The following is a 20185-nucleotide window of genomic DNA, read 5'->3' as shown; positions in this document are numbered from 1 at the left end:
CAACTTGTCCGATAGGTTGGGTCGACCCGACACACAGGAGCCGTGATGGCCCAGGGCTACCGGCAAGGCGCCGACACGGGCCTCGACCTCGACGCGTGGCGTCGCGTGGTCGACGGCTTCCACGAGGCCGTCGTCGTGCTGGACCCGGCAGGCGTCGTCCGCCTGGTGAACCCCCTCGCGGCCGTGCTGTTCCCCGAGGCGCGGCCGGGCTCGACGCTGCCCTCCGACGTCGCGGGACGTCGCCAGGAGGTCGGCGACGGCTGGACCGCCTGGTACCGGGGCGTCGAGGACTACCTGGACGAGGCCGCGCGGCGGTTGGCGCCGCTCACCGAGCGCGCGGACGCGCTGCGGACCGTGGTCGAGCTCGCGCCGGCCGAGCACACCGTCGTCGTGCTGCCCGCCGTCCGGGGCCGGTTGGAGTGGTGGCGCCGCACGCCCGCCGGCGACGTCGCTGTGACACGCACCACACGCCAGGCCGTCGCCACCGCGCCCGGCCTGGCCGCCGTCCTGGAGGGGACGGTCGACCACGCCGAGCTGACCGACCTGGGCGACGGGCCGTGGGGCACGTCCGGCGCGAACGGGGTCGGCGTGGCCGTGCCGCTGACCGACGGCGGCGCGCTCGCGTGCTTCGGCGGCTCGTGGAACGTCGACCTGCTCAAGCGGTACGCGGCACGGGCCGCCGCGGCGGTCGACGCGAGCACCCGGCTCACCGAGCAGGCGCGGACCGTGGAGACGCTGCGGGCGAACCTGCTGCCCACCGCGCTGCCCGAGGTGCCGGGCGTGCGCCTGGCGCGGGTGTTCGAGCCCGCGCACCGCGGGGTGATGGTCGGCGGCGACTTCTACGACGTCCACCCGCGCGAGGACGGCAGCGCGGCGTTCGTGCTCGGCGACGTGGCGGGCAACGGGCTGGAGGCCGCCGTGCACAGCGGCCGGGTGCGCCAGAGCCTGCACACGCTGCTCGTGGTGGAGCAGCGCCCCGCGCAGCTGTTGCAGCTGCTCAACACCGCGTTGCGGGCGGCGGGCAGCCGCCTGTTCACCACGCTGGTCGTCGGCACGATGATGGCCGTCCAGGCGGGCGGGCTGCGCCTGACCCTCGCCGCGGGCGGCCACCCCGCGCCGCTCGTGCTGCGCGCCGACGGGCGGGTCGACGAGGTGGCGGTGCACGGCGGGATCGTCGGCGTGCTGCCGGAGGTGCGGTTCCACCAGACGACCGTCACCCTCGCGCCGGGCGAGACGTTGCTGCTGTACAGCGACGGGGTGACGGAGGCGCGGAAGTACGGCGACCGGCAGGAGCTGTTCGGCGACGTGCGGCTGAAGGCGGCGCTGGCGGCGTGCGCCGGGCTGTCCGCCGAGGCGGTGGCCGAGCACCTGCGGCGGGTGGCGTTCGACTGGCTGGGCGACGCCGAGCACGACGACCTGACCTTGCTGGTCCTGCAGGCGGAGAAGCAGTAGCCCGCGGCCGGCCCGGCGGGATGGCGCGGGGCCGGCTCGGCAGGGTGGCTGACCGCCGGCGCGGCGGAGTGGCTCACGGCAGGCTCACGCGCGGCTCGCCGGGCCGCTGACGGCCGCGTCGGCGGGAGCGGGGGAGGTGCGGGTCCTGCCGGCGGGCCGGCGGTGGATGATCCACTCCGCCACGGCCACGTTGATCAGCCAGCCGGCGCCGAGCAGCAGCGTCCTGGTCATCCCGGTGGCCGGGCCGACCGCCAGCACCCACGCGATGGTGACGACCGCCTGCGTGCCCGCGCCCTGGGCGATCGCGTAGGCGCGGATCATCCAGGCCCGGTGGCGGCGGACGTCGCGGCGGCGGATGGCGGTGACGGCCAGGACGAGGCCCAGGACCGTGGCCGTCCCCGTCACGAGGCGGAAGGCGGCGAGGACCGTGCCGTCGCCGGCGGGCCAGGGGTAGAACAGGGTCATCCACAGGCCCGAGAGGCCCATGAGGAGCCCGCTGGGCACCAGGAACCGGCCCAGGGCGCGGTGGCGGGCGGGCCGGCGTCCGCGGAACCCGGGAGCGAACTGGAACGCGCCCACGAGGCAGTAGGCGACGGCGGCGAGGATGTGGACCACCACCGGCAGCGGCGCGGCGAAGAACCGCGCGTTGTCCGCGGTGACCTCCCCGCCGGCCAGCTCGGCCAGGCGGAGGGCGCCGCCGGCCATCGGGATCGCGGTGAGCGTGATCAACGCGGTGGGGATCAGCCATTCCGGCGTGCGGGACGAGGTCATGCGCCGAGTCTGGCGACGGCGACGTGCCGGTTCATCGGGAGAAGGGCCGGAGCCGAACCGTCCTCCGGGACGGTCGCGACTCGTACTTTCGGCTGGTGCTAGCGGCCGGACCCGCCTCGCACGCGGTGCGTCTCGTAGGCCCACATGGCGATCTCGACGCGGTTCCGGGCCCCCAGCTTGGCCATCAGGCTGGCGACGTGCGTCTTGACCGTGCTGAGCGTGATGTGCAGCTCGTCGGCGATCTCGCTGTTCGTCCGCCCCCGGGCCACGGTGACGAGCACCTGCTCCTCGCGGTCCGTCAGCGGTTCCACGGGCTGCGCGGGCGGCCCGGCGGGCCCGGTGGCGGCGAAGGTCCGGAGCAGGCGGGCGGTGACGGCGGGCGCGATGAGCGCGTCGCCGTTCGCGGCGGCGCGGACGGCCTGGGCGAGCAGCGCCGGCCCGGCGTCCTTCAGCAGGAAGCCCAGGGCGCCGGCCCGCAGCGCCGCGTAGACGTACTCGTCGAGGTCGAACGTGGTGATCACGACGACGGCGAGGGGGTCCTCCACCGCCGGTCCGGCGAGGAGCCGGGTGGCTTCGATGCCGTCGATGCCGGGCATGCGGATGTCGAACAGGCACACGTCGGGGCGCAGGCGTCGCGCCAGCTCCACGGCACGCCGCCCGTCCGCCGCGCCGCCGACGACCTCGATGTCGGGCTGGGCGTCGAGGATCATGGTGAGGCCGGTGCGGACGATCTCCTGGTCGTCGGCCACGAGCACGCGGACGGTCACGCGGCCGACCCCGTCCGGGGCAGCGTGGCGGTGACGGTCCAGCCGCGGCCCGGCCCCGGCCCCGCCTCGCACGTGCCGCCGAGCAGGTCGACGCGCTCGGCCATGCCGATGAGCCCGTACCCCGTCCCGGCGGTCGGCCGCGCGGCCGCGGTGTCGCCGTCGTCGCTCACGCGCAGGTGCACCGACGTGTCGTCGGCGGTGACGCGGACCTCGATGCGGGTCGCGTGGCGGGCGTGCCGCCGCGCGTTGGTGACCGACTCCTGGGCCAGGCGGTAGATCGCCGCGCCGACCGAGGGGTGCACGTCGCCGACGTCGCCGGAGATCCCCACCTCGACCGCCGGTCCCGTCCGGCCCCGGCTCGCGAGCTGCCCGAGGTCGGCGATGCGCGGGCTCGGGGTCAGGTCGGCGGGTTCGTCGCGGCGCAGGACGCGCACCATGGCGCGCATCTCGGTGAGGGCGCGGGACGCCTCGCCTTCGATCAGGCGCAGTGCGTCGGCCGCGGCGTCCGGTCGGGTCGCCGCGGTGGCCAGGCCGGCCTGGGCGCGGATCGCGATCGCCGAGACGTGGTGGGCGACCGTGTCGTGCAGGTCGCGGGCCAGCCGCTCCCGCTCGACCAGCTTCACCCGGTCCAGCTCGCGCGTCCGGACCCCGGCGCGGTAGCGGGCCGCCGTGCCCAGGGCGATGGCGGAGAACAGCACGCCGAGCCCGCCGACGACGTCCGCGAGGCCGGTCTGGCGGAAGGTCAGGGAGAGGGCCGCGCCGCCGAGCACGATCACCGAGCCGATCACGGCCTCGCGACCGGAACCCCACCGGAACAGCGAGTACACCAGGACCAGCAGGAACGCCGCCGTGTGCGGCTCGGGGCCGAACCCGCCGGTCAGCAGCGGCACGAGGCCCGTCGCGCCGAAGGCGAGGGCGACCACCGGCAGGGGGCGGGTCCGCCGCCACAGCAGCGCGGGCGCCAACGCGGCGGTGACGACCACCGAGAGCGTCGGCAGTTCCGGCCGCAGGAACCCTTCGAGCACCGCCGTCGGCACGAGCGCGCCGACGAGCGCCCAGTCCCGCCACACGCGCGCCGGCGGGTGGTGGGGACGGGGCTCGGCCCAGGTGGAGCGGAGGAGTTCCGGCACCCGGCGATCGTACGAGAGGCCGTCCGGGTGCGGATCGGTCGGAAGTACGAGGTGAGGACCACGAGGCGCACCCCCGCGAGCCGGTCGGGCGCTCGCGGGGGTGCGGGAGGGGTCGCGGAGCCGTGGCGTCACGGCCCCGGTGCCGGCACCTCCGAGTCGGCGTGCCGGGGCAGCCGGTGTGGCAGGGGGACCGGCGTCACCGAGCCGGTGTCAGGGCAGCCGGGTGATGTCCATGTACCAGTTGGTCTCCCAGGTCTCCCCGCCGTCCGCGGACATCGCCTGCTCCCAGCGCGCCGAGTCCGGCGTGATCCGCGACCACACGAAGCGGATGCGCACCGGGACGCCGTCCTGCACCTCGTCGCCGTGGAACGTGCCCACGCCGTCGGTGAACCCGCCGAACAACGGCGGGAAGAACACGCCGCTGTCGCTGCTCGCCCAGTTCAGGGACCAGCGGCCGGTCGTCGGGTCGAACAGGCGCACGGTGAGGCCGGACGTGCCGTCGGCGAAGGTGATCTCGTCGACGTTGCCCGCGCCGCCGAAGATCGGGCGCACGTCGGACGTCGACGCGAACTCCTCCCAGTCGGCGCTGCCGACCAGCCGCTGCTTCAGCCTGCGGTTGGCGATGGCCCAGCGGCCGATCAGGAAGTCGAAGTCACCCACTCGTCCCCGCCTCCACCTTGTTGCGGGTGGCGAAGAACCCGGCCGCCGCGGCGGCCAGCCCGAAGACCGCCATGATCGGCCACACCGAGTGGCCCACCTGGAGGAACAGGAAACCGCCGACGATCGGGCCGACCGCGGCGCCGAGGCCGTACATGAACTGGAAGCTGCCGATGTACCGGCCCTTCAGGTGCGCCGGGCCGGCCATGCCGGGGTAGGCGAACACCACGGGGCCGCCGATGATCTCGCCGAGCGTCCACAGCAGGGTGCCGATGACGATGACGGCCGGGCCGAGCGGCAGGCCGTACACCGCGACACCGATGCCCACCAGCGTGTACGCCACCGCGACCACGAGCTTCGGCTTCATGTTCTGCGTCTTCTTGGTGACCACCAGCTCGAACAGGATCACCGCGCCGCCGTTGAGCGCGACCGCGAGGGTGTACCAGAAGATCGGCACCCCGGACGCGCTCACGTCCAGCGGCAGCGTCGACATGTACTGGACGTAGACCACCGCGTTGAGGAACGTCGCCAGCAGGTACACGAGGTACCGCCGGTCCTTGAACACGTCGCGGTAGCTGCCGGTGGCGGGCGCCGGCGCGTCGTCGTCCGCCGCGGGCCGCTTCTCGTCGGCCTTGGCCGGCAGCACGCGGAACGCCAGCACCGCGTACGCCAGCGCCACCAGCGCTTCCACCCAGAACAGCAGCTCGTAGTTGTCGCCGCCGAGCTGGTAGAGCCCGAAGCCGATCAGCGGCGCGGCCGTCGTGCCGAGGTTCAGCCCGAACCGGTACATCGCGAAGACCATGACCTGCTGGTCGTCCGCGGTCAGCTCCGACAGCAGGGTCGCCGAGGCGGGCCGGTAGATCTGGCCGACCGCGCCGACCAGCCCCGCCGCCACCAGCAGCGTCGCGTAGTTCGGCAGGTACAGCATGGACCCGATCAGCACCGCCGACCCGGCCATGCTGAGCACGGTGGAGTTGCGCGCGCCCAGCCGGTCGGCCAGCGCGCCGCCGACGAGCACGCCGATCACGCTGCCCGCGCCGTAGACGCCCAGGGCCGTCGCCGCCTCGCCCGCGGAGTAGCCGCGGGCGGTCAGGAACAGCACCAGGAAGATGTTGAGGAAGCCACCGACCTTGTTGATGAACACGCCGCCGAGGACGGCCTTGACCGCCGGTGGTGACTCGACGAACGTGGCCCAGATGCCTGGGGACTTCTGCTGCTGAGTGGTCATGGCTCTTTCTGTTCTCCGCCTGGATCAGGCGGGCTCGACGGCGAGTGTCTTCTCCGCGGCGTCCAACCGCTGCGCGACCATCTCGCGCGTGTCGCCCACGGCGATGGCGAACGCGATGCGTCCCCAGACCGTGCCCTTGGGCGGCGGCGAGACCACCGCGCCGGGCTGGGCGACGGCCACGACCTGGTCGATGCCTTCCGGCAGCGCGTCCTCGTCGAAGCCGATGGAGCCGATGGTGGTGTCCTCGTGCTCCACGTAGAAGAACCGGATGCCGGCCACCTGCCAGTGCTGCGGCTCCAGGTCCGCGGGCAGGCCGGTCGCGGCGCCGGCGGCGGCCAGGCCGGGGTCGACGCCGGTGGCGAGCAGGCCGAGGTACGGGATCATGTCGCCGCCCAGCCTGCCGTTGACCTCGATGACCTTCGGCCCGGCGTCGGTCAGCATGAACTCCGAGTGCGTGATGCCGTCGGTGAAGCCGAGCGCCTCGTGCGTGGCCTGCAGCGCCTCCGTCAGCTCGACGTCGGACAGCAGGGGGTCGGCGGCGTCCACGAAGTGGCCGATCTCCTCCGCGTACGGGTGGTAGCCGACGACCTTGCGGCCGACGAACAGCGGCGTGACCCTGCCGTCCCGCACGACCGAGTCGACGCTGATCTCCTCGCCCGACACGAACTCCTCGACCAGGATCGGCTGGTCGGTGTCGAACACGACCGGCTCCGGGCCGCGCGCGCCCTCGGTGAACGCGAAGTTCGCCCGCAGCTGCGCCTCGTCCTCCACCTTGATCACGCCCAGGCTCGCGCCGAGGCCACGCGGCTTCAGGATGGCCGGGTAGCCGACCCGCGCCGCGGCGGCGACGGCGTCGTCCACGGTCTTGACCGGGATCGACCGCGGCTGCGGCACGCCGGCCGCGTCCAGCGCCGCGCGGGTCTGGCCCTTGTCGCGCAGCCGCCAGATCACCTCGGGGTCGCCGTTGCGCAGCCCGAGCGCCCGGGCCACGAACGCGGTGGCGTGGATGCGCACCTCGTCCCAGCACAGCACGCCGGCGAACGCCTCCTCGGCGTGCAGCTCCCGCGCGGCCTCCGCCATCGCCGGGCCGTCGGTCGTGCTCGGCAGCACCGTCCAGCCGTGCACGTGCTCCTTCTCCCACACCGGTTCGGCGGTCAGGAACAGGTGCACGCGGTAGTGGGCGCTGATCGACCGCAGCAGGTACTCGCGGTAGGTCCGCATGCCCGTGCCGACCAGGAGCAGCCGGGGCCGGTCGGACGTCTCGGGAGGGGTTGACATGGTGCCTCTTTCCTTCGTGTGGCGGGTGGTCAACTGCTGAACGACTTGGCCCGGTCGGTTTCCTCGGAGGTGACGGCGATGCGCCGGATGGCGTAGCGCAGCGTCGGCGGCGCCATCAGCGAGGTCACGACCGCGACCAGCACGATGACCGTGTAGGTCGCCGTCGTGACCACCCCGAGCCGGAGGCCCACCATCGCGACGATCACGCCGATGACGCCGCGCGCGTTGAGACCGGCTCCGAGCGCCAGTCCTTCCCAGTGGCCGAGCCGGCCCGCCCGCGCACCGAGGTAGGCGCCGGAGAACTTACCGATCACCGCGAGCGCGAGCACCACCGCGGCCGCGCCGAGCACGGCCGGGTGCCGCAGCGCGGTCAGGTCCATGCGCAGGCCGGCGGTGGCGAAGAAGATCGGCGCCAGCACCGCCATGACGATCGTGCGCAGCGGGCTCAGCCGCTCGCGGTTGAGCAGGCCGGACGAGCTGATCAGCAGACCGCACACGAACGCGCCCAAAATGGGCTCCAGCTCCAGCACGTGGGTGCCGGCCGAGAACAGCACGATGAGCAGCACCACGACCGCGACCGTGACGCCCGGTTCGTCCGAGCGGGCCGCCATCCCCATCGCGCGCTTGATCAGGGGACGTCCGAGCAGCAGCGCGAACGCGGCCACGACGATCAGCGCGCCGACCGACAGCATGACGTGGCCGGTGGTGAGCCCGGCGGTGGCCATGCCGGAGACGACCGCCAGCAGCGACCAGCCGACGATGTCGTCCAGCGCGGCGGCGGTGACGACGAGCTGCCCGATGTCGCGGTGCAGCAGGTTCATCTCCAGCAGCACCTTGGCGATCACGGGGATCGAGCTGACGCACACGGCGACACCGAGGAACAGCGCGAACGTCGGCCGAGCCGTGCCCTCGCCGATCATCGCCTGGGGCAGCAGGAAGCCCGCGCCGAACCCCAGGCCCAGCGGGATCAGCAGCCCTCCGGCGCTGACCCACGCCGCCGCCCGGCCCTGCCGGCGCGCCAGCCCGAGGTCGATGTGCATCCCGGTGAAGCCGACCAGCAGCAGCACCCCGAGCTGGCCGACCGCGTCGAGCAGGTGGATCTGCCCGGTGTCGGCCGGGAACAGCCAGCCGGACAGGCCGGGCGCCACCGCGCCGAGCAGCGACGGGCCGAGCACCACGCCGGCGGCCAGCTCGCCGACCACCGCGGGTAACCGGAACTTCGTAGCCAGCCGCCCCAGGGCGAAGGCGGCGCCCAGCAGCACACCGATCTGGAGCAGGAACAACAGCATCTGGTGCGCGCCGAGCGGACCCGGCGGCGCGGCGGCCAACAACAAGGCGGAACCTCCAGCGGAGAAAGTGGCGGACACCGCGCGAGGTCGCACGCGAACGTGGCGACCCGGCGCGGCGCGTGCGTTCAGTCCTTGTAGTACCAGTTCTCCGGGTTGATCATCCCGTACGGGTTGACCGGGCCGAACCCGCCGAGGGTGTCGGCCACCTCGAACAGGCGGATCGGGAAGTTCGGCGTGAAGATCACCGGGACCTGCTCGGCGATGTAGTCCTGGTACTCGTAGAGCACTTCCAGGTCGTCGCTGGTCACCGTGCGGTTGATCAGCTCGTCGGCCTTGGCGTCGCTGTAGAAGCCGAAGTTGCCGCCCGCCTTGGTCGAGAACAGGATCTCGCCGGTCGGGTGGTGGTACGCCCACCCGCCGTTCCAGCAGCACATCTCCCACGTGCACGGCGTGGTCGCGGTCGGCTCGCACGGCGCGTCCTCGGCGACCAGGATCGAGCCGTACACCTCCTGCAGCCGCAGTTCGATGCCCGCCTCGGCGGCGGCGTCGCGGAAGTTCTCCATCAGCCGGGTCAGGGCCGGGCGGCCCTCGACGTACCGCATGAGGATGCTGAGCTTGGTGCCGGCGGGGATGCCCGCGCCCGCCTCGCCGGGACCGGTGCCGGGCCGGACGCACACCGCGGGGGTCTGGCTGGTGTCCCAGCCGTTGGCCTCCAGCAGTTCCTTGGCGTGCCGGGGGTCGAACGGCAGCGGCCACGCGCCCTCGCGCTGGCGCGGCGAGACGTAGTCCGTCTTCGGGTACATCGGCACGGGGCCGTTCTGCCGGTACGCGTAGCCCTGGTAGATGTCGCGGACCGCGGTGTCCTGGTCCAGCGTGCTCTGCAACGCCTGCCGGATGTAGGTCTGCGCGAACATCTTCCCCACGACGGTGGGGTTGTTGTAGTTCAGCGAGATGTACCGGATGCAGAACGCGCTCTGCGGGTACATCGTGTACTTGCCCTCGAGCGGGTTCGGGCCGCCGACCATCGGGTCGACCGCGGGCTCGGTGGCGAAGCTCAGCGGCAGGTAGCCGACCTGGATGCCGTTCTCGGCGTCCGGACCGGCCTGGAGCATCTCGTACTGCTCCTCGTCGGAGAACGTCGGGATCTGCCGGAACTCGTCCAGGTACGGCTTGTTCGGGCCGGAGTAGTGCTCGTTCGGCACGAACGTGACGACGCCTTCGAGCGTGTAGCTCTTCAACCGCCACGGCCCGCTGACGACGCTCCAAATAGGACTGTCGGCCCACTTGGTGCGGTGCGCGTTGCCCTCGTCGACGATGTTGCCCTGCTCCGCCATCAGGTACTCGTAGACGGCCTCGACGTCGGCCAGGTCGCCGGAGGCGTTGGCCGGGCCGGCCGCGGTGCGGTCCCACGCCTTCGGCAGCGGCGTGATCGTGCTGAGCTGGTTGTACAGCACCCAGTGCTTCGAGTAGACCTTGTCGAAGGTGAAGTAGACGGTGTCCTCGGCGAGCTTGCCGTAGGAGGTCAGGTTGTCCGGGAAGTAGCCCGGCACGTACTCGCCGTACCGCGCGCCCTTGACCTTCATCAGGTTGACCCAGAACAGCACGTTGTCCGCGGACAGCGTCTCGCCGTTGGACCACTTCCACGGCTTCACCTTGATGGTGACGGTGAGGCCGTCCTCGCTCCACCGCGGCTCTTCGCCGATGCTCTGCGCGTAGTCGACGTTGGGCGTGCCGTCGCTGCCGAAGTAGTACAGCGTGCGGTACATCAACGCCTGGAACTCCAGGATGTTGCGGGTGCCCATGCGCTCCGCGGGCGTGAACGGGAAGATCACCGCGGGCGGGAAGCCGGGAGCGCACGCCCACGTGACGGTGCCGCCCTTGCGCGGTGTGCCCTCGGTGCGCTCGGTGACGGTGCTGGCTGATGTCATGGTCGGGTCGTTCCTGTTCTCGTGACGTGGCTGCGGGACGTCGCGGTGGACGTGGCAGGGGACGTGGCCGCGGAACGGGCCGGGGGAACGTGCCGGGAGTCGCGGCCGGACGGGTGGCCGCGCGCTGTGCCGCGAGGTCGGCCGGGGAGCCGGCCGGGAAGCGTGCGCCGGAGGACGAGGCGCCGGTGGCCGTGGCCCTGGCCGGCGCCGCGCGACCCGCGGACGTGGCGGGGGAACGCTAGTGGGCGGGGATCTCCTCGATGACCGACTCGCCGCTGTCGGCGTGCGCGCCGAAGCGCTCCCACACCTCGGCCAGCCGGATGCGGCCGTCCTCCAACACCTGCGGGGTGCTCCGGCAGTGCCCGGAGATCACCTCGCCGTCGTCCAGCACCATGCAGTACGCGAAGTCGAGGCTGCCGTCGGGCGCGCACGTGCCGGTGAGCGCGCCGCGCCGGGCGCGACCGCCGAGGAACTCGCCCCACAGCAGGTCGCCCTGCTGCCGGTAGACCGCGACCCGGCTCTCCTCGGGCGCGCCGTCGGCCACGGGGCGGAACCTCTTGCCGTCGTAGTTGATCACTGTCCAGGTCCCCCTCGGAGTTCGAGCGTGCAGCACTTGGCGCTGCCGCCGGATTTCAGGAGTTCGGAGAGGTCGACGCCGATCGGCGAGAAGCCGCGGCGCACGAGCTCGTCGGCCAGCCCGACGGCCTCCTGGGCCAGCAGGACGTGCTTGCCGTCCGACACCGCGTTGAGGCCGAACACCTCGGCGTCGTGGTCGTCGGCGAGCACGGCGTCCGGGTACAGCGCGCGCAGCGCCTCCCGGCTCTCCGCGGAGAAGGCCGCCGGGTAGTACATGACCTCGTCGTCGTCGAGCACCGCCAAGGCGGTGTCGAGGTGGTAGAAGCGGGGGTCGACCAGCTCCAGCGGCACGACCTCGCGGCCGAAGAACTCCGCCGCCTCCGCGTGCGAGCGCCGGTCGGTGCGGAACCCCGTGCCGGCCAGGACGCGCGACCCGACGACCAGGTAGTCGCCCTCGCCCTCGTTGACGAACTCGGCGTCACGGGTCGTGTAACCGCGGTCCGCGAACCACTTCAGGTACGCGGGACCCTCGGGGACGCGCTGCTCGTGCCGGAAGCGCGCGGACAGCACGCGGCCGTCCACGACGGTCGCGCCGTTGGCCGCGAACACCATGTCCGGCAGGCCGGGGATCGGGTCGATCAGCTCCACCTGGTGCCCCAGGCCGAGGTAGAGGTTGCGCAGGCGTTCCCACTGGAGGACCGCGATCCCGGTGTCGGTCGGCTTCTCCGGCCGCATCCAGGGGTTGATCGAGTAGGTGACGTCGAAGTGCTCGGGTCGGCACATGAGGTAGCGGCGGGGGCGCGCCACGCGGCGTCGGGTCTGCTGCGGCACGGGGTTGTCCTCTCGTGGTGGACGTGACCGGGGTCGGGCGCCGTGGGTGCGCGGCGCCCGACGCCGCTGATCCTGCTGGGGGTGGTGCTACTGGAACGTGACGTCGATCTTGGCGGCCAGGTCGTTCATCAGCGCGAACGCGTCCGCCTCGGACTCACCGGTGGTGCCCAGGAAGCCGATGATCGTGTTGCCCTCCGGCGGGCGCTTGATCAGGTCGCCCGGTCGGGCGGTGATCTTGAGCAGGAACACCCGGTCGGATTCGCTGACCTCCTCCGGCACGCGGACCTCGCGCACCACGCCCGCGTCGGAGATCAGGCACATCGCGGTGATGTGCGTGCCGGTCGGCTGGAAGTGCCGGACCGACGGCTCCCGGCCCGCGCCGATGTCCACGACGGCCGCGATGGGGTCGTGCCCGGCGGTGATCCGGGCGATGGCGTCGAGCCCGCCGCCGCCGACCCGTGCCGCGATCTCCAGCAGGTACGGCTTGCCCTGGTGGAAGCGGACCTCGGCGTGCATGACGCTGCGCCGCAGGCCCTGGGCGTGCGCGCCGGCCTTGACCACGGCGTGCACCGCGGCCAGGTCGTCCGCGCTCATCGACGTCGGCGCGTGGTGCACGTCGTCGTCGAACGTCCCGCCCTCGGCGGTGATCCGGTCGACCACCGAGCCGAGGTAGACCTCGTCGTCCCAGGCCACGGCCTCCATGAGGTATTCCTTGCCGTCCAGGAACGACTCGACCAGCAGGCCGTTGGGCCCCAGGTCGATGCCCTCGGCCTCGGAGTTGGCCCAGAAGAGGTCCAGGATGCCCGCGGCGGCCTGCTCGTAGTGCTCGGTGAGCTCCGCCTCGTCGTCGCACTTGAAGACGAAGTGGCTGCCCGCGCCCAGCGTCGGCTTGATGATGACCGGGTAGCCGAACTCCGCGGCCGCGGCCTTCGCCTCGTCCAGCGCGGTCACGTACCGGTAGCCGGGGATCGGCGCGCCGGCCTTCTCGTGCGCCTGCCGCATCAGGTACTTGTTGCGGCAGTTGAGCGCGGCCTCGACGCCGATGCCGGGCAGGCCCAGCGCCTCCGCGATCGCGGCCACCGCGATCACCGCCGCCTCGGAGAACGTGATCACGCCGTCGAACCGCTCGGTGGCGTGCCACTGCTTGGCGACGCTGATCATGTCGTCGATGTTCTTCGACCCGACCAGGCGGTAGCGCTCGGCGGGCCAGAAGTCCTCGGTGCCCTCCCCGTTGAGCACGTGGAGGTCCACGCCCAGCGCCTCCACCTGCTCGTAGCGCGAGTGGTAGTACTGGAGGTACTGGCGGGTCTCGATGGCGAGCAGCTTCATCGGGTGTCGCCTCCCAGGACGCCGTCGAGAGCGCCGCGCGACCCGGTGCTCTCGGTGACGGCGGGCAGTGTCGGGAACCGGAACACCGGGACCGCCTGCGGCATCTCGTCGTCGATCGTCAGGTCGACGCCCTGCAGCGCGAGGTCGTCGGCCACGTCCACGAGGATCGGCGCGGCGCAGGCCAACAGCGTCCGCACCTCCAGCAGCAGGTCGCCCGGCGCGACCGGCGAGTGGCCGTTGCTGCGGCCGTCGACCTTGTCGGCCAGCGCCCGCAGCCGGGCCAGCTGCACCAGCACCGTCTCGGCGGCCCGGCCCAGGCTGAAGCTGGGCAGGTCGTAGCAGAGGCGGAACCGCTTCAGCATCGCCACGGCGCGCTGCCGGCCCTGTTCGGTGGTCGGCAGGTTGCCGGACGTGTCGACGTCGACCAGCGCCAGCGCGACGGAACCGGCCAGCGCGTTCCACGGCTCGACCAGCCGCCGGGTCGTGGTGGCGGCCAGCGCGTCGCGGGTGAAGTTGGTGCGCTGGAACTCCGGCGCGGTCAGCGCCAGGTAGAAGCGCACCAGGTCCCGCGGCACCTCGGCGAGCAGGTCCGCGCTCCAGATGAGGTGGTTGCGGCTGGTGGAGAACTTCTCGCCGTCGAGGTCGTAGAACTCGTTGCAGACGTTGTTCTCCGGGGTGATGTACCGGTCGCCGTGCGCCAGCAGCATCACCAGGTCCATCAGGCCCCAGTGGTACACGTTGTCGAAGCCGTGGAAGTACACCAGCTCCGCGCCGCGCTCGGCGCGCCAGTGCTCGTCGGTCCCCGCCGTGTTCCGGCCCAGCTGCGTGGCGGTCCACCACGTGCTGTAGATCGACGCCGGCATCGCCTCGACCCACGGGTAGACGATCTGCCCCGGGGTCTCCGGGAACGGCGCGCCGATGCCCCACGTGCCGGGGATCGTGATCGGGATGTCCGGCAGCGGCTTGGCCAGCAGCTCGCCGATCAGCTGGCGGGCGTGCGGGCGCCACCGCGGCGTGCGGGCGGCGTAGTAGCTCGTCAGCCGCTCCCGGTACTCCTCCATCGGCAGCACGAGGATCTCGTGCTCCCGGTAGACCACCGGGTCCGACGGGTCGATGGTGTACTTCGGGTCCAGCAGCTCGTCGAAGTTGTTGGGGTGCCCGCAGCTCTCGCACGCGCCACCGCAGCTGCCGGTCAGGCAGACCGGGCACGTGCCCGTCACCAGGCCGTCGTAGAGGTACGCGCCCGCGTTCCTGGCGTACGGCAGCCGCACCGTGCGGAGCCGGAACCGGCCGGCCGCGTGCAGCTCCATCAGGAAGTCCACGACGGTCCGCCGGTAGCGGTCGTCGATCGGCGGCAGGCCGACCATGAGGGTGCCCATGGCGGCGAGCGAGCGCTCGATCTTGGCCGTGGAGGTCTCCACCAGCTCCTGCGGGGTGGTGCCCCGCCGGTGGGCCGTGGACACCACGTAGCTCTGGCTGTCGTCGGTGCACGTCGTGTAGATCACCGGGCGGCCAGTGGCGCGTAAGTACCGCGCGTAGATGTCACCCGAGAGGTACGGGCCCGCCATGTGGCCGACGTGCAGGTCGCCGTTCGACGTGGGGGTCGCGGCGATGACTATGGCGGGTCGGGCCTGGTCGCTCACGCGGCTCCTTCCTGGTGACGGGCCGCGAACTTGTCGGCCATCTCGGCGTCCCACCAGATCGCGTAGAACTGGAACTCCGCGTCGCCGCGGTTGACCACCTGGTGGTGCTCGTGCGGCGTGAAGTGCACGACGTCACCGGCCTTGAACGGCGACGTGCCGTCCTTGGTGATGATCTCGGCCTCGCCGGTCATGGCGACCCAGATCTCGTACTCGTGGTGACCGTGCGCGCCGGACTCGGCGCCGGGCTTGACCACGCACCAGGAGCCCTCGAACGGCGCGTTCACCAGCTCCCACGGCATCAGGCGCTGCGCGACCAGTCCGTTGTCCTGTTTGAGGTTCTCGCGGTCGAGGCTGCGGATTTCCATCATGGTGACGTCTCCCTCGTCGGCTCAGGCGGGTTGGGGCGTGCCGGTCAGCATCTCGGACACCTGGCGCGGCACCGCCGGGCTGTCCACGTCGGATTCCTCGCGCCCGGCGCGCAGGTCGGCGACGATCTCGCCGGACCGCACGGCCAGGACGCTGATCAACGAGTCCGCGATGCCGTGCGTGGCCTCGTTGACGCCCTGAAGGTAGACGCGCGCGGTGACCGAAGGCGGCAGGGCCATCCGGTAGTTGCGCGTCACGGTGAAGCCCTCGGCGCCGACGGACTCGGCCAGGGTGCGGGTCAGCAGCGGCATCCGCTTGTCGAAGCCGGTGCCGAGCAGCACCACGTCGCAGTGCAGCTCGGACTTCTCGCCCGTCTTGCGGTCCAGCAGCGTCAGCACGACGTCGTCGCCGTCGAGGCGGGTGTCGACGATCTCCGCCATGGTGATCATCGCCATGCGCTCGGTGCCGGTCAGCCGCTCCAGGTACATGGTGCGGTAGAGGTTGTCGAGCGTCTGCGGGGAGAGGCCGGAGTAGTTGGTCCGGTGCATCTCGCGCAGCAGCTGCTCGCGCGCCTCGGGCTGCGCCTTGTTGAACGTGTCGACGAACGACGGGTAGAACAGCTCGTTGGTGAACTTGCTGCTCTCGTAGCCGTTCAGGCCGATCGAGCGCATCACCATCGTCACCGTGGAGTTCGGGAAGTCCTGGTGCGCCGACCACAGCATCTCCGCCGCGCTCTGCGCGCCGCCGACCACCGCGATCCGGTGCGGCGCCTGCGGGTCGAGCTGGGCCACCCGGTAGGTGAACTCGGTGCTGTGGATGACCCGCTCGCGCGGCAGCGAGGCGAACTCGGCCGGCACGTGCGCGTCACGGCCCATGCCCACCACGAGGGTGCGGCAGGTCACCGTGCCGCCGTCGGCGAAGCGCACGAGCCACTGCGACACCGTGCCGTCGTCCTCGCGGCACGGCTCCACACCGACCACGCGGCGGCCGTGCTGGACGCGCACCGACTGCAGGGAGCGCGCCACCCACGCCAGGTAGTCGGAGATCTCCAACCGGTACGGCGTGAACGAGCCGAGGTTGATGAACTCGTCCAGCCTGCCGATCGAGTGCAGGTAGTTGACGAACGAGTAGTTGCTGCGCGGGTTGCGCAACGTCACCAGGTCCTTGAGGAAGGACACCTGGCTCTGCGACCACGGCAGCAGCATGCCGCGCTGCCACGCCACGTCGTCGTGCTGCTCCACGATGAGGGCGCGGGCCGCGAGGTCCGGGTCCAGCTCTTCCAGTGCGACGGCCAGCGCGAGGTTCGCCGGGCCTGCGCCTATCGCGAGCAGTTCTACATCCTGGTGGTCCAACGCAATCTCCAAGCCTTGTCGGGCGGTGGCGCCGGGTCGCGGCGCCACGGACGTGGGAGGGCTGAGCCGACGGGACCGAGCGCGTCGGCGCGCGGTCCGGCGGCACCGGGGCGGGCGCCCCGGTGCGGTCACCGTGTCGGCGGGGTCTAGACGGGCTCGGACGGGCGCACGAGCGCCACGATGTCGGCCACGGTGCGGGCCGCGTGGAAGGAGCGCAGGTCCAGCGTCACGTCGAGCCGGCTCTCCAGCTGGGACAGCGCGTCCAGCGAGCTGATGCTGTCCCACTCGTGCTGCGCCAGCACGGGGCGGTCGCGCAGGTCGTCGGCGGACACGTCCAGCGCCCCGCTGAGGATGTCCAGCACGGTCTCTTCCACGGCGGCCGTGGCTGCGGTGTCGGTCATCCCGGGACCTCGTTCCCTTCGAGTACCTTGATCCAGGCGGGTGTGCTCACGGCGTCACCGGTCAGGGCGAGGGTGAAGGCACCGTCGCCCGCGTCGGTGAAGCCGGCCTTGCTCCAGAAGCCGCTCGCGACGCCGTTCTTCTTGGACGGCACGAACCGGCCTTCCAACGTCGTGGCGCCGGCCTCGCGGGCCTGCCGGGCGAGCCACGCGGCGATCGCGAGCTCGACGCCGCGGCCGAGCACCCGGCAGCTGAGCACCAGGTTCTCCACCCGCCACACGTCGTCGCCGCACTCCACCCACGCCGCGCCGATGACGCCCTCGTCACCGAACCGGTCGGCGACGGCGAACGTGGCGACCAGGCGGCCGGGGTCGGCGATCCGCTCGGCCGTCGCGGCCTCGTCGAACCGCAGGCCGGTGAGGTTGAACTGGTTGGTGCGGGCGGCCAGCTGCGCCACCCGGGCCACGGAGAACTCGGAGGCCCGTTCGACGGTCAGCTCGACGCCCAGCGCGTGGAGGTAGTCCTCGGACGAGCCGAAGCCGCCTGCGAAGTCGCTGCGCAGCGCCCTGGTCCGGTACAGGCCCGGCCGCTGCCGGTCGGTGTCGGTCAGGTCCGGCACGTCGAACCACCCGTGGCTCAACAGCGTCCGCACGATGTGCGCCGGGTCGCCGTCGGCGGCCAGCACGGCCACCTCGGGCAGCTCCGCGCTCACGTGGCCGCGCTCGAACGGAGAGTCGTCCAGGAACACGAACGACTGCGTGCCCAGCCCCAGCGTCTCGGCGGCGCCGCGCAGGTTCTCGGCCTTCGGCCCCCAGTTGACCGCGGTGGCCGAGAACGCCTCGGGCCGCAGCAGGACGTCCGGGTGGGACGTCAGCGCGTCGTCCACGATCGCGGCGTCGTTCTTGCTCGCCAGCACCAGGATCACGCCCTGGTCGCGCAGCCGGCGCGCGGTGCGCTGGACCTCGCTGTAGGCGTTGCCGGGGTACAGCCCGCCGAGCTGCACGCCCTGCGCGCCGACCTCGCCGAGGACGCCGCCCCACAGGGTGTTGTCCAGGTCGAGGGCCAGCACCTTGCGCGACAGCCCGGTCTTGGCCTGCGCGAACCGCCGGACCTCGCGGGCCAGCAGGAACAGCGCGCCGTCCGTGTACGGCAGGTCGCCGTAGCGGTGCAGCCGGTCGTCACGGGCCGCGAACGGGGCGTCGGCGAGCACGCTGACCAGGTCGGCGACCGCGACCTGGCGGCTCTCCTCGGCCAGCGCCAGGATGCCCTCGTTGAGCCCGGCCCAGGCGCGGGCGACCGCGGCGCGGGACCGCCACCCGATCACGCTGTCGCGCACCTGCGCGGGCAGCGGGACCGTGTGGAGCACGACCGTGGACGTGAATCGGTCCACAGCGGACAGAACCAGGTCGCGCAGGTCCGCCAAGCGCTTCCGCACGTGCTCGGCGAAACCGTCGACGTCGACCGCGTCCCACTCGGGCGGCAGGAAGTACGACTCGTCCAGCAGGCAGGCGACCAGGTCCGGCTCGCCGGAGTCGGCGAAGCCGCCGGTGGCCAGGGTCAGCTCGAACATCCCGTACGGGCCGGGCTCGATCGTGGGCAGCACGCCCGCGCCGACCAGGCTCGCCCGCAGGATCTGCTCGAACGAGCCGATCGTGCACGTGGCCAGCACGGCCACCCGCAGCGGGCGCAGGTCGTGGTCCTCGGGGTCCAGCCTGGCCAGCAGCTTGCCGGCCTTGCGCAGCACGGCCGGGTCCTCGATCCGGGCCAGCGTCGTCCGCTCGGCGATCCCCGGCACGCGGCGGTCGGCGACCGCCCCGCGCAGGGAGTCGAGCAGTGCCTGGGTGTCGGTCATGCTCACACCCGCACCAGCGTGCAGTACCAGCGCATGCCGATCGAGATGCCGCACAGCGCCACCACGTCGCCGGGCTGGACGTCGCCGCGCTCGATGTGCTCGCCGAGGCAGAACAGCTGGTCCGCCGCGCCCATGTGGCCGTGGCTGAGGGACAGCTCGGCGTTGGTGTGCTCGACGGTGACGCCGAACGGCTCGGCGACCTCCTCGATCGTGTCCGCGCTGTCGTTGATGTAGATGACGTGCTTGAGGTCGTCACGCGTGAGGTCCGCGCGCTTCAGGGCGTTGTCGATGCTGTCGGTGATCCGCTGGTTGAGCGTCGCGACGAACTCCCGCAGCTTGGCGGGGTTCTTCTCGAAGTGCTCGTGGATGCGGGCGTGCCCGGGGGGCGCGTCCTTGGCGGTCCAGCCGTCGAGCGGGACCGGGGTGACCGCGCCGCCGACGTCGGTGCGGAAGAAGTCGGACAGGTCCGGGTCGGTGAACTGCTCGGTGGACAGCCACCGCACGTTCTCGTGGCCCCGCTTGATGACCGCGGCCACCGCGCCGTCGCTGTGCACCGCGTTGTTGACGTTCATCCGGTTGCGGTGGAACTCGCTGACCCGGTTGACCGCGATGAACAGCACGTTGCGCAGCTCCGGCTGCACGGCCATGAGGCCCGCCACGTAGCCGAGGCCCGTGACGCCGCACGCGCAGCCCTCGTTGAGCAGCAGGGTCTGGATCGTGCCCTCGACCTTGAGCTGCCGGGCGACGCCCGCGGAGGTGTCCCAGTGGTGGTAGTCGGGCACCTCGGAGGCGGCGACGACGATGAGGTCCAGGTCGTTGGCGCTCATCCCGAGCTTGTCGAGCGCGTCGCGCCCCGCCGCGGTGGCGAGGTCGGTCGCCGTGACGCCGTCGGGCGCGCGGTGGAAGGTGTGGTAGCCCCAGCGGATCACGCGCTCGGGGTCGCTGACGTAGTCACCGGCCGTCTTGGCGACGTCCCGGTCCTCGCCGGTGGCGTACCCGAAGCCCGCGACACCGAACTCCACGAGCTGGCTGACCATAAGTGCTCCTATTCGAGGCCGGACGTGTGCTGCCGGCGAAATCAGTCGGCGAAGAATCAGTCGGCGATGTACCTGTGGCGAAGCGAGTCCGCGAAGTGGTCGCCGCGGAGCTGTGAGAAGAAGTGGCGCAGTACCTCGCCCCCGTCGCTACCCCTAGCGTCGGAGGGCTGGTGACCTGCGGTGTCGGGATCGACGAGCCCTGGTGGAGATTATTCCCCAGCAGTCCTTGCGAACCAATTGAAAACGTTGATGCGGTCAAACGCCGGCATGGTTTTCCTGATGCCACCCATAGGGTTCACC

At 72.0% G+C, this 20185-nt stretch carries 18 protein-coding genes; 1 reads left to right on the top strand and 17 read right to left on the bottom strand.

Annotation, left to right across the window (positions count from 1 at the left end; all coding sequences use genetic code 11):
- Positions 1 to 45: 45 nt before the first annotated feature.
- The gene (locus ACFQ3T_RS06120) at positions 46 to 1452 is read left to right on the top strand and encodes a PP2C family protein-serine/threonine phosphatase (RefSeq protein WP_380720873.1); all 1407 of its coding nucleotides are present in this window, start codon (positions 46 to 48) and stop codon (positions 1450 to 1452) included.
- An 84-nt stretch (positions 1453 to 1536) separates the two neighbouring features.
- Here ACFQ3T_RS06120 and ACFQ3T_RS06115 read toward each other — a convergent pair whose 3' ends face one another.
- The 17 genes from ACFQ3T_RS06115 to ACFQ3T_RS06035 all read right to left on the bottom strand — a co-directional run bounded on the left by ACFQ3T_RS06115 (position 1537) and on the right by ACFQ3T_RS06035 (position 19885).
- Positions 1537 to 2223, bottom strand: coding sequence for a DUF2306 domain-containing protein (locus ACFQ3T_RS06115; protein WP_380720872.1), 687 nt, complete (start codon positions 2221 to 2223; stop codon positions 1537 to 1539).
- Between the two features lie 98 nt (positions 2224 to 2321).
- Positions 2322 to 2990: a response regulator gene (locus ACFQ3T_RS06110; protein ID WP_380720869.1), complete on the bottom strand. Its 669-nt coding sequence runs from the start codon at positions 2988 to 2990 to the stop codon at positions 2322 to 2324.
- Positions 2987 to 4120 (bottom strand): sensor histidine kinase, encoded by a 1134-nt coding sequence (locus ACFQ3T_RS06105; protein ID WP_380720866.1) that lies wholly within the window; start codon positions 4118 to 4120, stop codon positions 2987 to 2989. Before ACFQ3T_RS06105 ends, ACFQ3T_RS06110 begins: the two co-directional genes overlap by 4 nt.
- 210 nt (positions 4121 to 4330) lie before the next feature.
- Complete coding sequence (locus ACFQ3T_RS06100) at positions 4331 to 4780, bottom strand: hypothetical protein (protein WP_380720863.1); 450 nt, start codon at positions 4778 to 4780, stop codon at positions 4331 to 4333.
- Positions 4773 to 6005 carry an MFS transporter gene (locus tag ACFQ3T_RS06095; protein ID WP_380720860.1) on the bottom strand — a complete coding sequence of 411 codons (1233 nt, stop codon included), beginning with the start codon at positions 6003 to 6005 and terminating at the stop codon, positions 4773 to 4775. The genes ACFQ3T_RS06100 and ACFQ3T_RS06095 overlap by 8 nt, the downstream gene beginning before the upstream one ends.
- A gap of 24 nt (positions 6006 to 6029) precedes the next feature.
- Complete coding sequence (locus ACFQ3T_RS06090; protein WP_380720857.1) at positions 6030 to 7283, bottom strand: ATP-grasp domain-containing protein; 1254 nt, start codon at positions 7281 to 7283, stop codon at positions 6030 to 6032.
- Positions 7284 to 7312: 29 nt separating this feature from the next.
- Complete coding sequence (locus tag ACFQ3T_RS06085; RefSeq protein WP_380720854.1) at positions 7313 to 8617, bottom strand: cation:proton antiporter; 1305 nt, start codon at positions 8615 to 8617, stop codon at positions 7313 to 7315.
- Between the two features lie 80 nt (positions 8618 to 8697).
- Positions 8698 to 10500, bottom strand: a complete 1803-nt coding sequence (locus ACFQ3T_RS06080; RefSeq protein ID WP_380720851.1) for an ABC transporter substrate-binding protein — start codon at positions 10498 to 10500, stop codon at positions 8698 to 8700.
- A 238-nt stretch (positions 10501 to 10738) separates the two neighbouring features.
- The gene (locus ACFQ3T_RS06075; RefSeq protein ID WP_380720848.1) at positions 10739 to 11077 is read right to left on the bottom strand and encodes a hypothetical protein; all 339 of its coding nucleotides are present in this window, start codon (positions 11075 to 11077) and stop codon (positions 10739 to 10741) included.
- Complete coding sequence (gene ddaH / locus ACFQ3T_RS06070; RefSeq protein ID WP_380720845.1) at positions 11074 to 11907, bottom strand: dimethylargininase; 834 nt, start codon at positions 11905 to 11907, stop codon at positions 11074 to 11076. Before ddaH ends, ACFQ3T_RS06075 begins: the two co-directional genes overlap by 4 nt.
- Positions 11908 to 11994: 87 nt before the next feature.
- Positions 11995 to 13236 carry an ATP-grasp domain-containing protein gene (locus ACFQ3T_RS06065; protein WP_380720842.1) on the bottom strand — a complete coding sequence of 414 codons (1242 nt, stop codon included), beginning with the start codon at positions 13234 to 13236 and terminating at the stop codon, positions 11995 to 11997.
- Positions 13233 to 14879 (bottom strand): class I tRNA ligase family protein, encoded by a 1647-nt coding sequence (locus ACFQ3T_RS06060; RefSeq protein ID WP_380720840.1) that lies wholly within the window; start codon positions 14877 to 14879, stop codon positions 13233 to 13235. The genes ACFQ3T_RS06065 and ACFQ3T_RS06060 overlap by 4 nt, the downstream gene beginning before the upstream one ends.
- Entirely contained in the window at positions 14876 to 15247 is a 372-nt protein-coding gene (locus ACFQ3T_RS06055; protein ID WP_380720838.1) for a cupin domain-containing protein, read from the bottom strand. Before ACFQ3T_RS06055 ends, ACFQ3T_RS06060 begins: the two co-directional genes overlap by 4 nt.
- Before the next feature lie 21 nt (positions 15248 to 15268).
- Positions 15269 to 16597, bottom strand: a complete 1329-nt coding sequence (locus ACFQ3T_RS06050) for a lysine N(6)-hydroxylase/L-ornithine N(5)-oxygenase family protein (RefSeq protein ID WP_380720835.1) — start codon at positions 16595 to 16597, stop codon at positions 15269 to 15271.
- Positions 16598 to 16743: 146 nt separating this feature from the next.
- Positions 16744 to 16998: an acyl carrier protein gene (locus ACFQ3T_RS06045; protein WP_380720833.1), complete on the bottom strand. Its 255-nt coding sequence runs from the start codon at positions 16996 to 16998 to the stop codon at positions 16744 to 16746.
- Positions 16995 to 18848: an HAD-IIIC family phosphatase gene (locus ACFQ3T_RS06040; RefSeq protein WP_380720830.1), complete on the bottom strand. Its 1854-nt coding sequence runs from the start codon at positions 18846 to 18848 to the stop codon at positions 16995 to 16997. The genes ACFQ3T_RS06045 and ACFQ3T_RS06040 overlap by 4 nt, the downstream gene beginning before the upstream one ends.
- A 2-nt stretch (positions 18849 to 18850) precedes the next feature.
- The gene (locus tag ACFQ3T_RS06035; protein WP_380720827.1) at positions 18851 to 19885 is read right to left on the bottom strand and encodes a 3-oxoacyl-ACP synthase III family protein; all 1035 of its coding nucleotides are present in this window, start codon (positions 19883 to 19885) and stop codon (positions 18851 to 18853) included.
- Positions 19886 to 20185 lie beyond the last annotated feature (300 nt).

The organism is Saccharothrix hoggarensis (genome assembly GCF_042678885.1).
GTDB lineage: Bacteria > Actinomycetota > Actinomycetes > Mycobacteriales > Pseudonocardiaceae > Actinosynnema > Actinosynnema hoggarensis.
The sequence above is the reverse complement of the archived record's forward strand: the minus strand, read 5'-3'. Positions and strand labels throughout refer to the sequence as shown.